The sequence below is a fragment of the Desulfogranum aggregans genome (assembly GCF_055398265.1).
Genome location: NZ_AP042447.1, coordinates 4,204,566 through 4,225,625 on the forward strand (window position 1 = coordinate 4,204,566; position 21,060 = coordinate 4,225,625).

Sequence of the window (21,060 nt, forward strand, 5' to 3'; positions counted from 1 at the left end):
GTTTTCATCCTGATCGTACCCGGTTCTGCCGTCGGCGGGGTCTTTTTTAACCTCTGAAAGACTACCCCTGCTGTCGGCAGAGCCTAACAGGTTGCTCCATTGAAAGGGAAATATTGTTATGCTTCTTGAGACATTCCTGATGCTGCTTGATCCGGTAATTCTCCTCTCCATTTTCGTCGGGGTTTCTGCCGGCCTTTTTGTGGGGGCGATGCCGGGACTTACGGCGACCATGGCCCTTGCCGTACTCCTGCCGTTTACCTTTACCCTGCCTCCACTGCATGGTCTTGTTGCGCTTGGGGCTGTATACATGGGGGCCATCTACGGTGGATCTTTTGCAGCTATTCTCGTCAATACTCCAGGGACGCCGTCATCGATTGCCACCGCTTTTGAGGGCTACCCGATGTCCAAGCAGGGCAGGGCTCTGGAAGCCTTGAGCATAGCGACCGTGGCTTCTGCCGTCGGCGGGATCGCGGGCAGTCTCTTCCTGCTTTTGCTCTCGCCGCCCCTTGCACAGCTCTCTCTTCGTTTTGGTCCTGCGGAGTATTTCTGGGTCGCCATTCTGGGCCTCACCCTCATCGCAAGTCTCTCTGAAGGCTCCAGTGTCAAGGGTATGCTGGGTGGCGCACTGGGCATGATTATCGGCACTATCGGCGTTGCCCCGATAGGAGGTGAAACCCGTTTCACCTTCGGGATGCCTGTATTGCAGGGTGGGGTGGCCATGATCGTAGCTCTGATCGGCCTTTTTGTCCTTCCCGAGCTTTACAACATGGCCGCCAAAGGTAAAACGGCGCTCACCGCTGTGGAGGTGGATTCGAAAAAACGCAGCTCATTCTGGAGTGTGACCAAGACCGTTTTTTCCATGCCGGGCAATCTCATACGATCCTGCATTATTGGTGAGATTGTAGCCATTATCCCCGGCGCAGGCGGCAATGTCGCTAACCTTGTCGCCTACAACGAGGCGAAAAGAGCCTCCAAACATCCGGAAAAATTCGGGACAGGTCTTCCGGAAGGGCTTGTGGCCACCGAGTCAAGCAACAATGTCACGGTCGCAGGCAGCATGGTGCCCCTGTTGACACTTGGAATTCCAGGCGCACCGCCTGATGCCGTCATCCTCGGTGTCATGATGCTGCACGGCTTGAGACCGGGGATCGAGCTGTTTACCACGAGCGGCCATCTCACCTACGGTTTTATCATCTCCATGGGTCTTGCTGCCATAGCTATGGTCCCGGTAGGGCTTCTTGGCGGTCGGCTGATCTATAAGGTTATTTTCAAAACCCCTGTCTATTTTCTTGTCCCGACCATCGCCATGGCTACCATGCTCGGGACCTATGCGGTGCGTAACAGCCACACGGACGTCATCATCATGCTGGCACTTGGAACCCTCGGGTTTCTTTTCAAGCAGGTCGGCATTGCTCCCGCGCCGATCGTGCTGGGGCTCATCCTGGGGACCATTGCGGAGATGGGATATGTACAGACGATATTAAGTGGCCAGGCATCCGACTATCCTGTGCTGATGCTTTTTGAAAACGGTCTCTCGCACATTCTCATAGGCATGATTCTCTTTTCTGCTTTATGGCCGTATATCAGCAAACTCAAAAGAAAAATGGCCAGCAGAAGGGGAGGTGCGCAGTGAACCGGAAAGTGAATACTGAACTTATCAGTGGCATCATCGGCCTGCTAATAACCACTGTCTTTTTTTTCGGTCTCGAAGACGTCTCCTGGATGAGCATCGTCTTTCCCAAGACGGTGGTCTACATCCTGTTTTTCATCTCGGCTATTCTGATTGTCCTGGGCTTTGTCAAGCCCACAATGCGTCAGGTTTTCAGCGTGGGGTCAAATGTCAGGTGGATCGTCACCGGCATCCTGTTTTTTGGTTGGGTGCTTTGTATGCCTGTACTCGGCTTTTTTGTCAGCACCGTCATCTTCATGACCATTATAGTCGGCTACCTGGCACAAGCGAGAACAACGTTGACGGTGAAAAAATTTATGGTCTGGATCCCCATCGTGATTGCGGAGGTGACGTTTTTTTATCTCATTTTCACCAAGGTGTTGTATGTGCCACTGCCGACGGGGATGTTTTTTTAGTCGGATGATATTTTCCTGCCAATAAATTGGTGTAAATGTGGTGCGCCTCTAAAGTTTCAGAGGGGCGTACCATAAAAACATTGTTGCAGGCTGCTTTGCTGTCATCGTGGCAAAGCCGCAGGGGAGAACTCCCTTCTGCTTCCGGTTGTTCTGGACCTTGTGTGTTTCTTATGAAAATCGTTGACATACGTGAAGTGACAAAACCCATCGCATCGCCGATTCGCAATGCGTACATCGACTTTTCGAAAATGACGCTGAGTCTTGTGGCCGTTGTTACCGATGTAAAACGGGATGGCCGTCCGGTGGTTGGATACGGTTTTAATTCCAATGGCCGCTATGGGCAGGGTGCGCTGATCCGCGAACGCTTTCGTCCAAGACTGCTCGACGCAGCAGCCGACACCCTGCTCGACCCAGATCGGGATAACTTTGACCCGCACCGCATCTGGGACTGCATGATGAAAAACGAAAAACCCGGCGGTCACGGGGAGCGCTCTGTGGCTGTTGGAACCATTGATATGGCCCTATGGGATGCGGTTGCAAAGATAGAAGAAAAGCCACTGTACCAGCTGCTGGCCGAGCGTTATGGGCAAGGCTTGCCGGACCCGAAGGTTTTTGTCTACGCAGCCGGTGGATATTACTACCCGGGCAAGGATAACCGCGGGCTCGTCGATGAGATGCGCAGCTATCTTGATCGCGGCTATACCGTTGTCAAAATGAAAATCGGCGGGGCCTCTTTGTCTAAAGATATCAGGCGTATCGAGGAAGTTCTGAAGATTCTCGCACCGGGCCAGCATCTCGCCGTGGACGCCAACGGACGCTTTGACCTCGATACCGCGATCTGCTATGCAAAAGCTCTCTCGGGCTATGACCTGTTCTGGTATGAGGAGGCGGGTGACCCTCTCGATTATGAACTCCAAGCACAACTTGCAGAGCATTACCAAGGGAGCATGGCCACCGGTGAAAACCTCTTTTCTATGCAGGATGCGCGCAACCTCATAAGGTACGGTGGGATGCGGCCTGACCGTGACTGGCTGCAGTTTGACTGTGCTCTTAGCTACGGGCTTGTCGAATACCTGAGAACGCTGACCATGCTCAAGGAATATGGCTGGTCATGGGAGCGTTGTATTCCCCACGGCGGCCATCAGATGTCTCTGAGTATCGCTGCAGGTCTTGGGCTGGGCGGCAATGAGTCGTACCCCGATCTCTTTCAGCCCTATGGAGGCTTCCCGGACGGGGTGGAAGTTATTGACGGCCATGTCACCCTGCCTGAGCTGCCTGGAATAGGCTTTGAAGGTAAAGCGGATCTCTGCAGGGAGATGAGTATGCTCGCCTGAGGCGGCAGGGAAGGAAGATATTTCTTTTTTAAAGATGAGAAGGAGTGAAGAATGCAACATGATCAAGCGGTAAAAACCATGACGGATATCATGGCGAAATTTACCAATTATATCGGGAAACACCTCCCTGGCGATATCATGGATAAACTGGGTGAGCTGCGCTCCCAGGAAGACAGTATGCTCGCAAAAGTTGTCTATGACTCGATGTTTGAAAATCTCGCAAAAGCTGACGAGCTTGACCGGCCGTGCTGTCAGGATACGGGGGTAATCCAGTACTTTATTAAGGCTGGAGCCAATTTCCCCCTTCTCTCTGACATTCGTCCGATCCTCGACGAGGCTGTGAGAAGGGCGACCAGAGAGGCCCCGTTGAGGCACAATGCGGTGGAGATTTTTGTGGAAAAGAATACCGGCAACAATACTGGGGATCGCATCCCTTGGATCGACTGGGAGATTGTGCCAAACGATTCAGGTATCACCCTGGAAGTGTATATGGCGGGAGGCGGCTGCAGCCTGCCCGGCCAGGGCAAGACCTTGATGCCCGCTGCCGGCTATGAAGGTGTGACTGAATTTGTCTTTGATGTCATGACCTCCTACGGGGTCAACGCCTGTCCTCCGCTGCTTGTGGGGATCGGCATCGGCGGGTCCATTGAGGTTGCGGCCAATCTCTCGAAAAAGGCCATCTTTCGCCCCATCGGTTCACGCAGCAGTGATGAAAAGGGCGCTGAGATGGAGCTGCTCATTGAAAAAGGGCTCAACGAGATCGGAATTGGTCCCCAAGGGCTCTCTGGCAGTAGTTCCGTCATGGGGGTGCATATCGAAAAAGCAGCCCGCCACCCTTCAACCATCAGCGTGGCGGTATCCGTCGGCTGCTGGGCGCATCGCCGTGGGACGATTCACATCAATGAGGACATGAGCTACGAAATTCTTTCCCACAAGGGGGTAACACTGTGAAAAAGACTCTGCAAACACCGATCACAAGTGAAGATGTGGAACAGTTGTCCGTCGGTGACATTGTGTTCCTCGACGGCTATCTCATCACCTGCCGTGACATGGCCCACCGGCGGCTCATCGATATGGGGATGAAGCTTCCCGTAGATCTTGAAGGGCTCGCTATCCTCCACGCAGGGCCGATTGTCGCCGAAGACGGCGACGGTTACAAGATGATCTCCATTGGACCCACAACCTCAATGCGCATGGAGGTGCATGAAAAAGAATTCATCAAAGAGACCGGGGTAAAACTTATTGTCGGCAAAGGCGGGATGGGACCTGAAACGGTGGAGGGCTGTGCTGAACACAAGGCGGTCCATGCTGTTTTCCCGGGCGGCTGCGCTGTCCTTGCTGCAAGCAGGGTGGAGCAGATCGAAAAAGTCGAATGGAAGGACCTCGGCATGCCAGAAGCCCTATGGGTCTGCAGGGTAAAAAACTTCGGGCCCCTTATCATTTCCATTGACACCCACGGCAACAACCTCTTTGATAAAAACAAGGCCGAATTCAACCGTAAAAAAGGGTCTGTTGTTGAAGAAATTTACAAACATATTAAGTTTATCAAGTAGTCATTATGCTTTTTATGCCACTTGCTATGTCTTGAGTTAATTCCGTTTTTCTCTGAAATCATAAGTTTTTCTTATGGGCTTTATCCTGCAGTCGTCTTTGCTCTGTTTGATATGTGCGTTTGCTGCTGCAGTCCATGGCGCAGTGGGAATAGGCTTTCCGATGATCGCCACCCCGCTGCTTGCCCTGGTGACTGATGTTCGTACAGCGATTCTGATTCTGGTACTTCCCACTGTTACCTTGAACCTCATCAACATCGTCCAGGGTGGCGGCTGGGGAAAAAGTATTGCTCAATACTGGCCGCTGGCTATATACGGCGTTCTTGGGTCCTATCTAGGAACGAAGGTGTTGGTTGTGGTTCCGCCGGAAAACTTCCGCCCGCTGCTTGCCGCGGCTATTCTTTTCTATCTCAATGCAGAACGTTTAGGGGTTGGCTTTTCCTGGGTGCGGTCCCATCCTCGTGTCGGGATGGCGGTGTTTGGTATTGGCGCGGGTTTGCTTGGTGGTACCGTGAACGTTATGCTGCCCGCCCTTGTCATTTTTTCCCTAGAGATGAAGATGGAAAAAACCGTGACGATCCAGGTGTTCAATCTTTGTTTTCTCTTTGGCAAACTCACCCAGGGCGGTGTCTTTTTTCAGGCGGGTCTTTTTACCGCACAGGTGTTGAAGTTCTCCCTTCTGTTGGTTGTTTTTTCTGTTGTCATTTCGCTGCTGGCAATGGTCCTTCGACGCAGAATAAACGAGGCACTTTATAAGCGCTGGCTGCGCTACTTGCTTCTTGGTTTATCTGTCATTCTTATTGTTCAATATTTCTTGACCTGATGTTGTATTGCTATACAACTTCTTGATACAGTAATTATACACGCGAAGCTGTATTGAGGGCTGCGACTAGGTAATAAGTCACATGAATGAGCAAAGTTTTTGATTTCAAATTGTCATGAATGTTCAAGCAAATAAGGCCAATATTTATCACCTTATGAGCAACTTTAGCGCTTACACATGCACCATATAAAATATTCCGTAATATTTACATATATAATTGACTAATATTTTCTTTTTTTTATATCTTTTGTAATAAAAGTGGGAATGTAAGGTGCATTTTGCCGTGTAAAGTATAAGCAAAAAAATACTTTTGCTATAATAAAAGAGTGATAATATCTTGACTAGAGGCAATTGGTAAAATCTGTCAATAGGATAGCGATCTGATACCTTACCTTGTTCATGAGCAGCTCAATACAGTCTTGTACGCATAAATATGGTGTGCTAGGCAACCTCAGCCTGTACTAACTTACGCTTTTTGTCATCAGGTAATTTCAGAAACTGATGGTCAGATTTAACATTGCCAAGACGAAGGTGATCGGTCTAGTCACTTGCGCCAACTTTAACTTCCTGTTGCACTTCAGAGGTCAGGAGTTGGAATGGCGACTACTGCTCCGATGGGTCAAATTCGGCGATGGACAGGAAACTTCTTCATGCAGGATTGTTAAGATCACTATGATCTTGCCAGTGATAGGCTGTGGTTTAAGATCAGAAAATAAGACTGTTGTCCTTTTTAATCAGGACCAGCATAACTATATGCTACGTGTTGTAATCTATCACATCCGGTGGTACATACAATCTGAATTAATTCAGAGACTCCGCTTTTTAGATTGATTTACTCTAATTTGCATTGTCCTTTGTCTGATTCACTCAGCGAAACCTCCTTTCACAATATCTTCTAATACGAAAAACCTGGTCGGCGACGATCGACCACGGCTTTAACCTTTCCTTAACTGATTAGGTTTATGAAGCTTTTCTACCATCTTTTCGGGCCCCTTCTGTTTGGTATGATCATCATGATTGGCATGGATGAATACCTAAGTTTTAAAGCCGAGGTCGAACAGTTTGAATCAGACATGGTTACCAACGCTTTACAGACTGGCAACTCCATTTCTGGCATGATTGCACATACGTGGAAAGAGAGCGGCGAGGAAAAGGCCCTTGAACTCATTGAGGACGCAAGTAAATCCGGCACAATGCTAATTCGATGGGTATGGGCTGATACTTTTTCAGGTAACGCAAAGATTGCTACGAGCGATAAAGAACAATTGGAAAAACTTGATTTGAGAACAACAACCACCTTGAAAATTCATGACAAAAACGAAGAAACGCTTCTCTATACCTATATCCCTGTGGAAATAGGTGTGGAGAGAAATGGGGCGTTGGAATTACGTCAGACATTTTCGGCTTTACGGATGTACTCGGAAAGAATGTTGACTCGTGCAATTATCATTACTGCTGCACTTGCATCTTTTTGCGGTGTGATCCTCTATTTTTTCATTCATCGAAAGATTCGTATTCCACTCAACAGGCTCACCAGTCAGGCAGAACTGATTGGAAGGGGGGAACTCAGGGGGAATCATGCAGTGGTTGGCAATGACGAGCTTGCCGATTTAGCGAAAACCATGAATGATATGTGCTCGCGCCTGATCATCGCCAAAGAAAAGATTAAATTCGAATACGATGCCCGCCTGAAAACCATGGACCAACTCCGCCATACGGAACGGCTGTCCACGTTTGGTCTCATCTCTGCCGGTATAGCTCACGAGATAGGGACACCACTCAATGTTGTTGACGGTCGTGCAAAGATGATCATTAGTGAACATTTGACCGCTGAAGAAACGAGAGAGTGCGCTTCCATCATCAAAAGTCAGGCTGAGCGGATGACTCTCATTATTCGGCAATTACTTGATTTTACAAGACGCCCTGAACAACATATCAGCGCAGAAAATATAGTACTGCTGATAAAGCAAATGTTTCAGCTCCTTTATCCGTTGGCAACCAAACAGCATGTTGTTTTTGCTTTGCATCAGGAGGAAGACGCTGAAGTGATACTGTTCATTGACGGTGCTCAAATTCAGCAAGTACTGATTAACCTGCTGATGAACAGCGTTCAGGCGATGCCCAATGGTGGTACCATCTCCGTCAATGTGAAAAATGAAATGCTTACCGAGCCCCGGTTTGAAAATCAAGATCCACAACGTTTCTTGAAAATACGTATTATTGATGAAGGGGAAGGCATCTGTAAAAATGATCTTGAACGTATTTTCACGCCTTTTTTTACAACAAAAACTATTGGTACCGGAACAGGCCTTGGTTTGTCCATAGCTCATGGAATTGTTGAAGAACACGGCGGCTGGATTGATGTGGAAAGTAATGTGCGAAATGGTGCGTGCTTTTCTGTGTACCTCCCTTTGAAAGAGAGCAAAGAATGAGTGGCAATATTCTTGTAATCGAAGATGATCAGGACATGTGCGACCTGTTAAAGGCTGGGCTCAGCCGAAGGGATTTTTCAGTAACCACATATATTTCTGGCAAAGAAGGGCTTGCTGCTGTTGATGTACATGCTACCGATGTGGTCCTTGCTGATATCAATTTGCCGGACATGAACGGGTTGGATATATGTACTTCAATTGTATCAAATGTGCCGGATATACCAGTAATCATAATGACAGCGTTTGGGAGTATGGATACGGCTATAGCAGCAATCAGGGCTGGAGCTTATGATTTTGTCACCAAACCACTGGATCTTGATATCCTTACTATGTCGCTCCAGCGGGCTGTACGGTACAGAACTCTGCAGCAAACAGTAAAAAAATTAAGCAGTGGTACTAAACAACCCGTTCATTTCGATAAGCTTCTTGGGGAAAGCCCGGTAATGGAAGCTCTCTTTACTCAGCTTGGTCGTATTGCTGATTCAGAAGCCTCACTGCTGATAACCGGTGAGAGTGGTTCAGGAAAAGAACTTGTCGCAAGAGCTGTGCACACCCACAGCAGGAGAAAGAATCACCCGCTGATCACCATCAACTGCGCAGCCATGCCCGGTCAACTGCTTGAGAGTGAACTTTTTGGGCATAAAAAAGGTGCGTTTACCGATGCTGGGACTGGTAATAAAGGGTTATTTTTACAGGCTGATGGCGGCAGCTTGTTTCTTGATGAAGTTGGTGAAATTCCTCTTGATTTACAACCCAAGCTGTTAAGGGCTCTGGAGGAGCGCTGCGTAAGACCGATAGGGGGAACAACGGAACGGCCATTTAATGTGCGTATCATTGCAGCCACTAACAGGGATATTGAATCTGCGGTGGAAGATGGCCTTTTTAGAGAAGATTTGTTCTATCGTCTCAATGTAATACAGCTTGGGATGCCACCACTGCGTTCTCGCGGAACAGATATCCTGTTGCTGGCAAAACAATTCGTCGAACATTTTTCTGCCAAACAGAATAAGGCTGTTACTGGTATTGCTGATAATACCGTCGCAAAATTAATGGATTATTCCTGGCCTGGAAATGTTCGCGAGCTCCGAAATGCAATGGAGCATGCGGTCGCCCTGACCTGTTTTGACAAAATTATCCCTGAAGATCTTCCCGAAAAAATACGTCTCTTTAGTAAGGAGTATATCGTGGTAGGAGATCAGGACCCCATGGAGTTGATTTCAATGGAAGAGATGGAGCGTCGCTATATAATGCATGTGCTCAAGACCAGCGGTGGCAACAGGACTATGACAGCACGTATTTTGCAGGTAGATCGGAAGACCCTTTATCGAAAATTACAGCGCTATGAGGAACAGAAAAATCTATAGCTGCTTACCCGCACCAAATCTTTCTTCAAGTATTGTTGCTTTTAAAACCCTTTCGTTATTGCCAACTGATTGGCACGAAGCATGCGCTCACTGCAACTGCAGTAAGCGCCATGCTTTCCCGGAAGAGCTGGACAGAAAGAGCACTTCAAAGTGCATTAGAGCTCTATAGTGATATTGGGATACAGCCCTTTCATAGGGCCAAATTGAAACGGTTGTATGGTATTGAGTGACAAATTCTGATTCCTTTGAGCGTGACCGGTATTGCTTCCTCTGTCAAAAAAGGCACCATTGGCATCGAGAATATGGTCAATTCGGTCTTTGAATCCTTTGACAAACAGATACCCGTTACCTTCAAAATGCAAATTACCTCTACTGAATGCAGTTTTTTGAGCTTTCAAGTCATCAAAGGAAATACTGTGTTCTTGAAGGTCAGCATTATTTCTGATTAGCCCCCAAACAAGATGACCTTTAGCAATATTTAAGGGCTCATCAACATCTATGATTGTATGCGGCATCACGATACAACCTTCCCCAATATTTATCTTTGCTCCTTTTTTCCCCAATAAAAAACTATTGAAACCAACAAATACATCCCGCTCAAGATCCGACTCAATAATTTTTGCACCATGCGCGGTTACGTTGAATCCCTCTAATCTTGAGTGGATAATATAACAATTTTCCTGAGCATTGGAGCCTTTGCCAAGGTACGCATTCTCTAAATAGGCCCTTTGCGAAACGAGCACATTATCAGCAATAGTTGTATTCGGAAGAATAACAGCATATCTATCAAGAGAGGCTGTTTTAGGAACAGATTTGATCGCCTCAATATTAACCGCATCAAAAAGATGCTGAAATGCTGCTTCACGAGCCTCGACAAAGTCTAGTATCATACCGTGTGGACGGTTACCAGAGACAACACCTACATACTTCTCAAGATTATCAGGATTGTGGCGATAATAAAAATTAAAGGCTCCTGGAGCGTGTACCCATATCGTGCCTGGCTCTATTTTCATATGGTTGATTTCACCAGCCTGGATATAGGAATAGGCTCCAATAACACAGTCATGAACCGTAGTTAAGTCAACAGTAGCAAAGGGTCCTAAAAAAGCTCCATCAGTTGGCGCACCATGGATATTGGCATAATCCATAGCAAGAGTGTCTTTAATATAAAATACTTCAGGTGTTTCAGGATCATGGGAAAAATTATGCACCAGGGTTTTGGCTAGAGCAGAATCTTGAATATCGATCAGCTCATCATCATGAAGGTCTATGGTAAATCCATGACATTGACAAGATGTCCCTTTTCTTTTTAGCTCATCTCCCCGAATATCACTTTTGTAGAGCAATGAATTTGCAACTCGACACTTTCCCAGAAAATAGCTCCCAGCCAACCCTGAATTTTTAAACATCAGACTCAATGGATGATCTGTTGTTATCCCGTAAAACGCATAAAACTTATCCATCTGCTCTGGCTGAATAATGCCTTTGGAGTATGGTTGAGTATCAAAATCGAGTTCACGGAGGTTAATATTTACCCGTTGAATAATTCTATTATATAACTTTTGCAGTTCGTTCATATCTGTCCTCTATCTAAGAAATGCACTATACACAGGATGAATATATCAAATAAAACAGCTGCCAATGGCGAAATCCTCTACCTTTTAATCATCCAGAGAATCCACTCTTTTGCGCATTTCATGATAAACAGAGGCAAAAACGTCTCCTGTTTTTAAAATCCCAACAATTTCCTCTCCACGTGTGACCAGAAGGGAGAGATGAGCTCCTGATACCAGTTTATGGATCGCCATATCCAACGAGCTGTCTTCGGAGACAAATTCACCCGGCGTTGGGCGCTGCATGAACTCTTCTACCTTTTTTTGCGCTACTGCCTGGAAAGAGTCCTGGTCCAATATTGGACCTTCCAGTCTGTATTGTTCACGTTTGTCGGCTATATATTGATCGCTGAATTTAAAACGACTCAGACTTTCCACCTCACATCCAAGATCGTACCTGGTTTCAATAGCTTCCAATAGTAGCACCTGGCTAATTTTTCCAATAACAGCATTGTTCTCGTCAAGAACAAGAATTGCTCTGTGCTGATATTTGCTTGCAGAATATGCTTCCTGGGCTTCCTCCAAAGCTATAACAGCATCGGTTAAAGAAGTGCCCACAGTGACGGTGGCATATTCGGAAATGGGTACCATGAGGTCTTTGACATATATCTGCTCCATAACAATTCCTTTTGTTCAAGATTGACGGTGTCGTAAAGCTTCGGCACAGGAGATCGAAATCCTTACGACCTCATCTTTTGGGTTGCAATGCTTTGTGTACAAAATCATCAAGAATTACGATTAGGTTCAAAGTTATGCAAAATGAATACTCATTCACTTCCTTCTAGGAACATGTCAAGCAGAAACTGCATGAAAACGCTGCAAACAGTGATTTTCGTGCATCGCAGCGCAAGTGTTCTTAATAAATAGAAACAGTACCCTGTTTTACTATATCGGTCTTCTGTTGGGGCATTTTGCCTCAGTGGGGAGGAATGTCCTGTCAGGATCTATGCATTGATGATCACCTGTTCAAAAAAAATCCTCATGAAATATACCCCTTCAGCTTTCTTTTTTAGCACTCATGCAACATTCTGATTTAAATAGATTTTTAAAATAAAACCCTGCCAGCAAATAATACTTTTACGTTATCCCGTCACCTGAAAGTTTGTTATAGCCCTTCAACCCTATAGGGGTTCAGTATCCTGCCCTATGCCCTTAGCTGGGGCATACTGCCCCAATTCTTACCAGCTTACGATTTTTTTTCAGTTTTTGCTTAATATTGCCTGGAATATTAAAGAAACTACACTCTAGCCAAGCAATCCGTCTCCTATTAAGAACAGAACTTTGACAGGTTAAGTTAACCACTGCGTTGGTGGTACATATATTGCTAGACCATGATTCCCAGCACATCGCATAATTTTAATCTTCAAATAGGTTACTTGTGAAAATCATCATAGGCATCACCCAAGATACAATTAAAATTAAGGAATTCATCCTTCGCCGGTACGGAAAAACAGGTCCTTTTACTGAAGTCGGTCCTTTTCTTTCAAGAGTCGAGGCACTCAACTGGTTAGCTTATCTGAAAAGTGTAATTGGCAGCTTTGAGGAAATCATTCCAACCCACCAGGAAGCTGAAGAGTCTATCTGGTACGGGTTTACCTTTGAAAAGCAAGAGAAACGTTGATTACTAAAAAAGGGAAAAACTATGACAGTTCTCATTGGAATAACTCAAGAACCTGAAAAAACAGCGCAGTACTTTACCGCAAAATATGAAAAAGCACAGGAAACAATGGCAATAGTAGGCCCTTTCACTTCAGCAGAAGAAGCGTCTGACTGGATAGAGTATATAAAAGCACGTAGTGAAGCCTACGAGCATGTACTAAATTCCAAACCGTTGATGGCCAATAAATACTGGTATGGGTACACGTGTCAATGTGTTGAAGCCAAAGAGATCAGTCTGCACATACGTTTGTAAAATTCACCCTGTTTCATGCCAAAAAACCACCTGTACGATGCAAGTTCAACATATTACTTAACGAGCTAATGCAAATAGAAACGATGGACACCTTTTTACTTTCACTTACTATTTTATTTGCTGGTGGATTTTTTGCCTTACTCACCTGCAGATTATTCAGTCTAATGAAAGCCGGTTACATAGCTATTACTGTTGCTGGCTGCATAATTGGTTTATACGCAATCATCGGCCCTATCCAAGGGAGAGAGGTTGCAACGTTTGTTATCCCATGGCTGCATATATTCACACTTTCTTTTTCCGTTGATCCGCTTTCAGCTTTTTTTCTCATACCCATTTTTACAGTTTGTCCCCTTGCAGTGCTCTATAGTTTCCATTACCTGGACAAGGAAGAGCAAAAGAAGCGTGTTGGGGTTACCTTTTTCTTTTCGACCTTACTCATCACGGGAATGGCTCTTGTTGCCACTGCGGACAACATTATCAGCTTTGCTCTGGTCTGGGAGGTTATGTCCCTCTCTTCATTTCTCCTGGTTATTTATGATCATCACGAAAAGGAAACACGCAAAGCAGGCTACATCTATTTTATTTTCACCCAGGCCGGAGCAATGTTTCTCTTTTCGGCCTTAGCGCTAGCGTACAGCTATACAGGTTCTTACAATTTTGCAGCCTTTGCTGAGATTCCCGTCACCATAAAAACCACAGTATTCTGTCTGGCTATGGTGGGCTTTGGCTCTAAAGCTGGAATGTTCCCTCTCCATACGTGGCTTCCACATGCGCATCCGGCAGCACCCAGTAACATTTCAGCGATTATGTCAGGTGTTATGATCAAGATGGGCATTTACGGCATTCTACGATTCTATGCCATACTCAATGCGACGGAGCTGTTTTTGGGCGAAATGGTCCTCACCTTTGGCATGGTTTCAGGTGTGTTGGGGGTGGTTTACGCTCTTGGTAAGCACGATTTGAAAAAGCTGCTGGCCTATCACAGTGTTGAAAACATCGGTATTATCCTGATCGGTGCTGGTATCGGCATGATCGGTCTGGCTGAAGGAAATAACATAATGGCAAGCTTCGGCTTTGCCGGCAGCCTACTGCATGTACTAAATCACTCCATCTTTAAATCATTACTTTTTTTCGGTGCCGGTGCTGTACTGAAACAAACAGGACTCAGGCATGTTGATCAGCTTGGCGGCGTCATTAAGCGCATGCCAGCAACAGGAGGCACCTTTTTAACCGGATCAATTTCCATTTCCGGTTTGCCTCCGTTCAACGGTTTTATCAGTGAATTTCTGGTATATTTCGGTGCCTTTCATGGGCTGCATCTCAATGGCTCTTCCTTTGTGTTTTCCATGCTCGCCATTCTCTCTCTGGCAATTATCGGGGGACTGGCGGCGGCTTGTTTCACCAAGGTAGTTGGAATCGTCTTTCTTGGTGAGCCACGAACCGCAAAGGCCTCCGATACACAAGAGGTGGATATGAGCATGATATTGCCCATGGTTATTTTGGCTGCTTCCTGCCTGATTATCGGTATTTTCCCAGCACCTTTTGTCCAAATAGCCTTCATGGCCTTGAAAAGCATCAAACCACTCGTTCCTGCCGGTGCGGACCACGTAGCGTTGGTTACCGGTAATCTGGCAATGGGGGCGCGTGCTCTGACCGCAGTTATTCTTGTCTCAATGGTGCTGCGTAAAGTCCTTTATCTCCGTAAGGAGATCAGCCGCAAGCCAACATGGGGATGTGGATTTACCCAGGGAACGACAAGGATACAGTATACAGGGACCTCTTATGCGATGAGTGTGGTCGATTTCTTCAGGCCGTTTGTGCGGGTGAAGACCAGGTATTCTGGAATTAAGAAAATATTTCCGCGAAGGAGCACCTATGATACCAGGGTGGATGATATCTCTGAAATAGCGCTGGTTGATCACCTGGCTGTTCCTTTTCTGTATTATATGAGAAAGCTCCGATGGATTCAGCATGGCTATATTCAACTGTATATTGGCTATATCATAGTGGCCATTGTTGCCCTTTTACTCTTTGTCTGACCATTTGACAGCATAGCTCCCGCCCATATATTCAGAGGTAAAAGATGGAAACATATATCTCTTTTCTACTCGCCATACTTGCTGCACCGCTTTTTCCTGGAATCATACTTAAAGTGAAAGCCTTTTTTGCCGGTAAAAAAGGACCACCGCTCTTGATAAAATACTACACTCTGATCAAACTATTACGAAAAGGTTCGGTTTATAGCACCAGCTCTACATTTGTCTTCAAATTAGGACCGGTAATCTCCTTTGCAACAGCAGTGACAGTTCTGCTGTTTTTCCCATTTTGTGGATATCCGCCTCTGCTCTCATTTCATGGTGATGTAATAATGCTTTTTTACATTATGGGAATAGGGCGTTTTTTTACGGTGATTGCTGCACTTGATACCGCATCGCCCTTTGAGGGGATGGGAGCTGCACGTGAAGTTTTTTTTTCAACCCTGGCTGAACTCACCATCTTCACCGTCCTGATTCTCTTTTACAGAATGAATGGGTCGTTGAGTTTAAGTGCATATTTCACAGGTGAAAATCCAATTACCCTGACAGGACAATCAGGTTCTTTGTTAGTGCTCGTCATAATAGCAATGTTCATGGTCTTGCTTGCTGAAAACTCCCGGGTTCCGGTCGACGACCCTGCAACTCATCTGGAGCTGACCATGATCCATGAGGTGATGATCCTTGATCACAGCGGTCCTGATCTGGCCATCATTGAGCTGGGGGCATTTTATAAGCTTCTTTTTTACTCAGCCTTTATCAGCCAACTCATTTTCCCGTTTGCCACGTTGGATGGTTTGACCGGTGGAGTGATCTTTTTGAGTGTCCTGTCTCTTGTTTACGTATTGGTCGGCATAACTGAATCGGTCATGGCCAGGTTTAGAATGGACCTTGTTCCCAAATTTATTCTTACTTCCTTTGCCTTGGTGTTCTTTGCAGCCATACTTACCATGGGGGTCTTGCAATGATCGATATTACCCAACTCATTCTTGTTGTTACACTCCTGTCCGTATTGCTGTCTCTTGGTTCAAGCAGGTTGATGGTGCTGGTGAGGATCATGGCCTTACAGGGTATTATGGTCTCGCTTACGCCGCTTTTTTTGAAAAGCCATGGATCACTTGATACCGGAGCCATTATTTTTTTCCAAATCATGACGTTTATCAAGGGACTACTTATTCCCGGCCTCTTGTATATGGCCGTTAAGCAGGTCAAGATTAAGCGTGAGATTGAACCATTTATCGGCTATCACGCATCTATCCTCAGCGGTCTGGTTATCATTATACTCTCTGTTTTTATAACCAATGATCTTCGGCTCTCCCTGCCTGCCGGGCACGACATGGTGCTCACAACAGCGATCACCACAATGGCTTCCGGCTTTTTTCTGATGATGGCCAGAAGCAAAGCCATTACCCAGGTGATCGGTTACCTGATGCTGGAAAACGGCATCTATCTTATCGGTACTGCGCTCACTGACCACCGGCATACCATTTATGTAGTTGAGTTTGGTGTGCTGCTTGACCTCCTTGTTGGTGTCATGGTGATGGGCATTATTCTCCATAACATCAACAGCGCTTTCAGTGACATCGACACCACTTTACTTGGACGGTTAAAGGATTGAGATTATGATTGAATTTATTTTTTTACTGCCACTTGGCGCAGGGGGCACCGCCCTGGCCCTACCTGCTAGTATGGGCAGAGTGCTTCTGTGTATTAGTGCCCTCCTTCATTTTCAGCTCACAGTTATGACCTGGATGGGCAAGCTCACTCCTGCGCTGCCAAATTTTTTCAGCGCGTCGCCGGAAGGTTTACTGATATTACTGGTAACCTCATTTATCTTTTTGTGTATTTCGATCTACTCATTTTCTTATACCAAAGAAACTGAGGTGCAAAACAAGCAGGTCTTCTGCTGCTGCATGCTGCTCTTTCTTGGAACCATGTCCATGGTGACCTTATCAGAGCACCCCATAGTTCTCTGGATATCTATCGAAGCGACAACGCTGGTCAGTGCACCCCTGATTTTTACCCACCATTCAAAAGAAGCGCTCGAAGCCACCTGGAAATATATACTCATTTGTTCGGTGGGAATTGCGCTGGCCCTGTTGGGGTGCTTTTTCATAACCCTTGCAATGGACCTAGGTAATATAGTGGTCCCGCTTTCGTTTTCTTCACTCAATACCGTTGCATTTCAATTGGATCCGGTATGGTTGAAAGCTGGTTTTATCTTTGTGGTTATTGGGTTTGGCACCAAGATGGGTCTCGCTCCAATGCACACCTGGCTTCCGGATGCCCATAGCCAGGCTCCAAGCCCGGCTTCCGCATTGCTCTCTGGAGCATTACTCAACTGCGCTTTTCTGGGCATCTATAAGATGCATGTATTGATGAATATCGCTGGTCTAGGGGATTTCTCAGGTAACATACTCATTGGCTTTGGCCTCACATCCATGCTGCTTGGCGGTATTTTTATTATCGGCCAACCAGACTATAAGCGAATGCTTGCCTATTCCAGTATTAAGAACATGGGCGTTATTGCTTTTGGTGTCGGCATCGGTGGCTATGCCATGTATGGAGCCTTTCTCCATCTGATTCATCATTCCTTGTTAAAATCCTCACTTTTTCTCTCAGCTGGAAATATCCTCCTTGCTTTTGGCACGAAACGAGTACAGAGAATAGGAAATGTGGTTCGTCATCTGCCCAAGACATTTGTTTCATTTTTTGCTGGGTTTGTGGGTATTGCGGGTTTGCCTCCGTTTGGGCTTTTTGTCAGTGAAATCATAATTATTATCGGTGCGTTTCAGCTACACAGGTATGTCAGCATCGGCTTATTCCTCTTTGCCCTTTTCCTCGTTTTTGCCGGTACAGGACGTATTTTTATATCCATGTCGTTTAATGAGCACGACAATGACATACGAATAAATGAAGAGCCTTTACGGATTTTTGCACCCTATATCTTATTGCTCGCTTCAGTTACCCTTTGTGTATGGATACCAGATGTTCTTTACAGTGCGATTGCAGGAGCAATTGAAACAGTTGGAGGTGGTATCCATGGATAACTTCCTGAAAATAGAAAATGGCACAGCCGTAGCGCAAGCGGCTATACCGGATGTCTCTTTTGAAATCTTTTTTAAAAGCCTCTCTTTGTTTGTAAAAAACGATGGGTTTATCGTTCAACTGTTTGCCTATGAAGACAACAGTACATACAAACTGCTGGCTGTTGTACGCAACAGCGCTCTGTATGTGATACGCACTCAAATAGGTACCAGTTTTCAGTCGTTGACACGGTCTGTCAGCGAAAAATTTCATATGTTCGAGCGGGAAATTGCGGAACAATTCGGCCTTAAACCGGATGGCCACCCTTGGTTGAAGATGGTCCGTTACCATAAAAACTATAGCGGTGAAAAGGACGTATTCGAAAACGATTACACAAGGGACATACCAGGAAATTACCCATATTTTGCCGTGGATGGTGAATCTATCCACGAAGTTGCGGTTGGACCGGTCCATGCTGGTATCATTGAGCCAGGTCATTTTCGATTTCAGTGCGCAGGAGAAGAAGTTCTCCATCTTGAAATTCAGCTTGGTTATCAGCATCGTGGTATCGAAAAAATGCTGCCAACACTCCCGCACAAACGCTATCCGGCTATCTGTGAATCGATTGCCGGGGATACAACCATCGCGCATACACTTTGCTTTAGTCAGGCTTTTGAAGCTCTTAGTAATCAAATCGTTGACAAGGGCGCGAGTATAGTCCGCTGTATAGCTATGGAGCTTGAGCGAATATGCAATCATATAGGTGATATAGGCGCATTAAGTGGTGACGTGGCCTTCAATCCTCCAGCCGCCTATTTTGGTAGAATCAGGGGAGAATTCCTTAACCTTTTACAGGTATTAAGCGGCAATCGTTTTGGGAAAGGACTTGTGCGCCCGGGGGGAGTGAGTCACATTATGGGGGATGAGCAGCGTCAACTGATACGAGAGAAGCTCGCGGAAGTAACTCCAGAAATCGAACATATATGCGACCTCCTGTTCAACGCCCCTACTGTACTAGCAAGATTTGAGCATACCGGCGCGGTGGAACATGCGATGGCCAAAGACCTTGGCCTGGTCGGTTATGCCGGTAGGGCATGTGGCATAACCTACGATGCCAGGGTCACTTTCCCGACGGAATGTTACGCAGAACTCCCTGCAAACAGCAACGTAGTAACCAATGGTGATGTCCACAGCAGAGCACAGGTGAGGCGGGAAGAAATCGTGCATTCGTTACGCCTCATCAACCTACTCCTTGATAAGGGAGAAACTACTGAAAAAGCGGTGCATATGCAGGACTGCACACTTTGTCCGGATTCCTTTGTAGTGACCGTCAACGAAGGATGGCGAGGTGAGGTATCCCACTGCATTCTCACCGATAACAAAGGAAAGGTGCAGCGCTATAAAATAAAGGACCCATCTTTTCACAATTGGACAGGGTTGGCCATGTCACTTCGAAATCAAGAGATATCAGACTTCCCGCTCTGCAATAAAAGTTACAATCTTTCGTATTGCGGATTTGATTTATAAAATCATCAGCTCAACGCACGCAAAATAGGTTCTCATCATGCTGAAAATAATAAAAAATAAATTGGAACAGGGGAACAAAACCTCAACCTACCCCAAACAGCCAATTTCTCTTTATCATCGCTATAGGGGACTGCCTGTTATTAACCAGGAATGTGGCGATGAGGTGGTAAAACTCTGCGCCTTACTCTGCCCCCAAGAAGCCATTGATGTGGAAGAAAAAACCATCGATTTAGGACGATGCAACTTTTGCGGTCAGTGCGAAACTGTACAAGATGGGGAGTTTGTCCACTTCAGTGAAAATTTCAATATGGGGGCTGCACGCAGAGAGGACCTGATAACAACTGGAGTGCTTCCCCTTTTAGCAGATCATTCAAAGCAACATTTCAAAAAACTCTTTGGTCGATCCCTGCAACTCCGTCAGGTCTCTGCAGGAGGATGTAATTCCTGCGAAGCCGATACCAACGTGCTTAACACTCCATTTTTTGATCTATCACGTTTTGGTATTGATTTTGTTGCATCACCGCGGCACGCGGACGGCATTCATGTTACCGGACCTATTACACGAAATATGAAACAGGCATTATTGGATACCTACGAAGCGGTTCCATCACCTAAAGTTGTTATCGCAAGTGGCTGCTGTTCCATTTCAGGTGGGCCATTTTACGGAAGTGAAGAGATTATTGGAGACCTCAACAGCTTGATCTCTGTAAATCTCTATATCCCAGGTTGTCCGCCTCACCCGTTAACTACCCTGCATGCTTTACTGAAGTATTTCAAACGTGATTACCACTGATTTTCAGCCACATTTATTTTGCGGGTTCGTCACTATATGATAAACCCGCTATGTCATAGTTCTCCAAGAGCAAATTAAGCGGAGGATCGGCATGGCGAAAAATCAAATTCAATTTCAGAAGGGCTTGAGTTTAACCAGTTTTCTTTCCCAGTATAGCGACAAAAAAAATGTTACCAAGCCCTGTTTACATTTCGATGGCCCAATGGGTTTACGTGCCCACGATGGGGCCACCCCGGACATTGCCACATTGCATTACGTAAAGTTCTCCAGTGCAATTATTGCCATGTCCAAACATCTTTGGTTCATCCGGTAAACGCGTACTTTTGAGAAATGAATGGAAAAAGGACATGACTTGAGACAAGTTGCTTGTTGTCTAGGCAAACAACCATGCATTGCTGCAGGATATCAAATGTAAAAGCACAGCGTGACTATTATCAGGCTGTGACAAGGATAATGGAGCAGAGCGGTATTCTCTATTCCTGGAACATGAGGTGTTGAACCGCTACGCCAGGAACCATTTGCTCCGACGAGCGATAGAAGGGCCCATTCTCATAAGCGCTCCCTAAC

General features: G+C 46.1%; 19 protein-coding genes. 17 read left to right on the forward strand and 2 right to left on the reverse strand.

What is annotated here, in order from left to right; translation table 11 throughout:
• Positions 1-118 precede the first annotated feature (118 nt).
• The 8 genes from ACZ52Z_RS18485 to ACZ52Z_RS18520 all read left to right on the forward strand — a co-directional run bounded on the left by ACZ52Z_RS18485 (position 119) and on the right by ACZ52Z_RS18520 (position 9,588).
• Positions 119-1,633: a tripartite tricarboxylate transporter permease gene (locus tag ACZ52Z_RS18485; RefSeq protein ID WP_464268248.1), complete on the forward strand. Its 1,515-nt coding sequence runs from the start codon at positions 119-121 to the stop codon at positions 1,631-1,633.
• On the forward strand, positions 1,630-2,085 hold the full coding sequence (locus tag ACZ52Z_RS18490; protein ID WP_464268249.1) for a tripartite tricarboxylate transporter TctB family protein: 456 nt from the start codon (positions 1,630-1,632) through the stop codon (positions 2,083-2,085). The genes ACZ52Z_RS18485 and ACZ52Z_RS18490 overlap by 4 nt, the downstream gene beginning before the upstream one ends.
• Before the next feature lie 170 nt (positions 2,086-2,255).
• Positions 2,256-3,419, forward strand: a complete 1,164-nt coding sequence (locus ACZ52Z_RS18495) for a mandelate racemase/muconate lactonizing enzyme family protein (RefSeq protein ID WP_464268250.1) — start codon at positions 2,256-2,258, stop codon at positions 3,417-3,419.
• Positions 3,420-3,470: 51 nt separating this feature from the next.
• The gene (ttdA, locus tag ACZ52Z_RS18500; protein ID WP_464268251.1) at positions 3,471-4,370 is read left to right on the forward strand and encodes a L(+)-tartrate dehydratase subunit alpha; all 900 of its coding nucleotides are present in this window, start codon (positions 3,471-3,473) and stop codon (positions 4,368-4,370) included.
• The gene (gene ttdB, locus ACZ52Z_RS18505) at positions 4,367-4,972 is read left to right on the forward strand and encodes a L(+)-tartrate dehydratase subunit beta (RefSeq protein ID WP_464268252.1); all 606 of its coding nucleotides are present in this window, start codon (positions 4,367-4,369) and stop codon (positions 4,970-4,972) included. The genes ttdA and ttdB overlap by 4 nt, the downstream gene beginning before the upstream one ends.
• A gap of 73 nt (positions 4,973-5,045) precedes the next feature.
• Positions 5,046-5,792 (forward strand): TSUP family transporter, encoded by a 747-nt coding sequence (locus ACZ52Z_RS18510; RefSeq protein WP_464268253.1) that lies wholly within the window; start codon positions 5,046-5,048, stop codon positions 5,790-5,792.
• A 962-nt stretch (positions 5,793-6,754) separates the two neighbouring features.
• Entirely contained in the window at positions 6,755-8,224 is a 1,470-nt protein-coding gene (locus ACZ52Z_RS18515) for a sensor histidine kinase (RefSeq protein ID WP_464268254.1), read from the forward strand.
• On the forward strand, positions 8,221-9,588 hold the full coding sequence (locus tag ACZ52Z_RS18520) for a sigma-54-dependent transcriptional regulator (protein WP_464268255.1): 1,368 nt from the start codon (positions 8,221-8,223) through the stop codon (positions 9,586-9,588). The genes ACZ52Z_RS18515 and ACZ52Z_RS18520 overlap by 4 nt, the downstream gene beginning before the upstream one ends.
• 155 nt (positions 9,589-9,743) lie before the next feature.
• Here the strand turns inward: ACZ52Z_RS18520 and ACZ52Z_RS18525 are convergent, their stop codons facing one another.
• Positions 9,744-11,165: a transferase gene (locus ACZ52Z_RS18525; RefSeq protein ID WP_464268256.1), complete on the reverse strand. Its 1,422-nt coding sequence runs from the start codon at positions 11,163-11,165 to the stop codon at positions 9,744-9,746.
• Positions 11,166-11,249: 84 nt separating this feature from the next.
• Entirely contained in the window at positions 11,250-11,819 is a 570-nt protein-coding gene (locus ACZ52Z_RS18530; protein WP_464268257.1) for a CBS domain-containing protein, read from the reverse strand.
• A gap of 760 nt (positions 11,820-12,579) precedes the next feature.
• On the opposite strand from ACZ52Z_RS18530, the gene ACZ52Z_RS18535 reads away from it, so the two are divergent.
• The 9 genes from ACZ52Z_RS18535 (at position 12,580) to ACZ52Z_RS18575 (ending at position 20,820) form a co-directional block, all read left to right on the forward strand.
• Positions 12,580-12,822 (forward strand): hypothetical protein, encoded by a 243-nt coding sequence (locus ACZ52Z_RS18535; RefSeq protein WP_464268258.1) that lies wholly within the window; start codon positions 12,580-12,582, stop codon positions 12,820-12,822.
• A 21-nt stretch (positions 12,823-12,843) separates the two neighbouring features.
• A complete protein-coding gene (locus ACZ52Z_RS18540; protein WP_464268259.1) occupies positions 12,844-13,113 on the forward strand; it encodes a hypothetical protein in 270 nt (89 codons plus the stop codon).
• Positions 13,114-13,277: 164 nt separating this feature from the next.
• Positions 13,278-15,152, forward strand: coding sequence for a proton-conducting transporter transmembrane domain-containing protein (locus ACZ52Z_RS18545; protein ID WP_464268260.1), 1,875 nt, complete (start codon positions 13,278-13,280; stop codon positions 15,150-15,152).
• 44 nt (positions 15,153-15,196) lie between these two features.
• Positions 15,197-16,114: a respiratory chain complex I subunit 1 family protein gene (locus tag ACZ52Z_RS18550; RefSeq protein WP_464268261.1), complete on the forward strand. Its 918-nt coding sequence runs from the start codon at positions 15,197-15,199 to the stop codon at positions 16,112-16,114.
• Positions 16,111-16,764, forward strand: a complete 654-nt coding sequence (locus tag ACZ52Z_RS18555) for a hydrogenase (protein WP_464268262.1) — start codon at positions 16,111-16,113, stop codon at positions 16,762-16,764. The genes ACZ52Z_RS18550 and ACZ52Z_RS18555 overlap by 4 nt, the downstream gene beginning before the upstream one ends.
• 322 nt (positions 16,765-17,086) lie before the next feature.
• Entirely contained in the window at positions 17,087-18,196 is a 1,110-nt protein-coding gene (locus ACZ52Z_RS18560; RefSeq protein ID WP_464270823.1) for a proton-conducting transporter transmembrane domain-containing protein, read from the forward strand.
• Positions 18,189-19,700, forward strand: a complete 1,512-nt coding sequence (locus tag ACZ52Z_RS18565) for a hydrogenase large subunit (protein ID WP_464268263.1) — start codon at positions 18,189-18,191, stop codon at positions 19,698-19,700. Before ACZ52Z_RS18560 ends, ACZ52Z_RS18565 begins: the two co-directional genes overlap by 8 nt.
• Positions 19,701-19,737: 37 nt before the next feature.
• Positions 19,738-20,493 (forward strand): NADH-quinone oxidoreductase subunit B family protein, encoded by a 756-nt coding sequence (locus tag ACZ52Z_RS18570; protein WP_464268264.1) that lies wholly within the window; start codon positions 19,738-19,740, stop codon positions 20,491-20,493.
• A 180-nt stretch (positions 20,494-20,673) separates the two neighbouring features.
• Positions 20,674-20,820, forward strand: coding sequence for a transposase (locus ACZ52Z_RS18575; RefSeq protein ID WP_464270824.1), 147 nt, complete (start codon positions 20,674-20,676; stop codon positions 20,818-20,820).
• Positions 20,821-21,060: the final 240 nt, after the last annotated feature.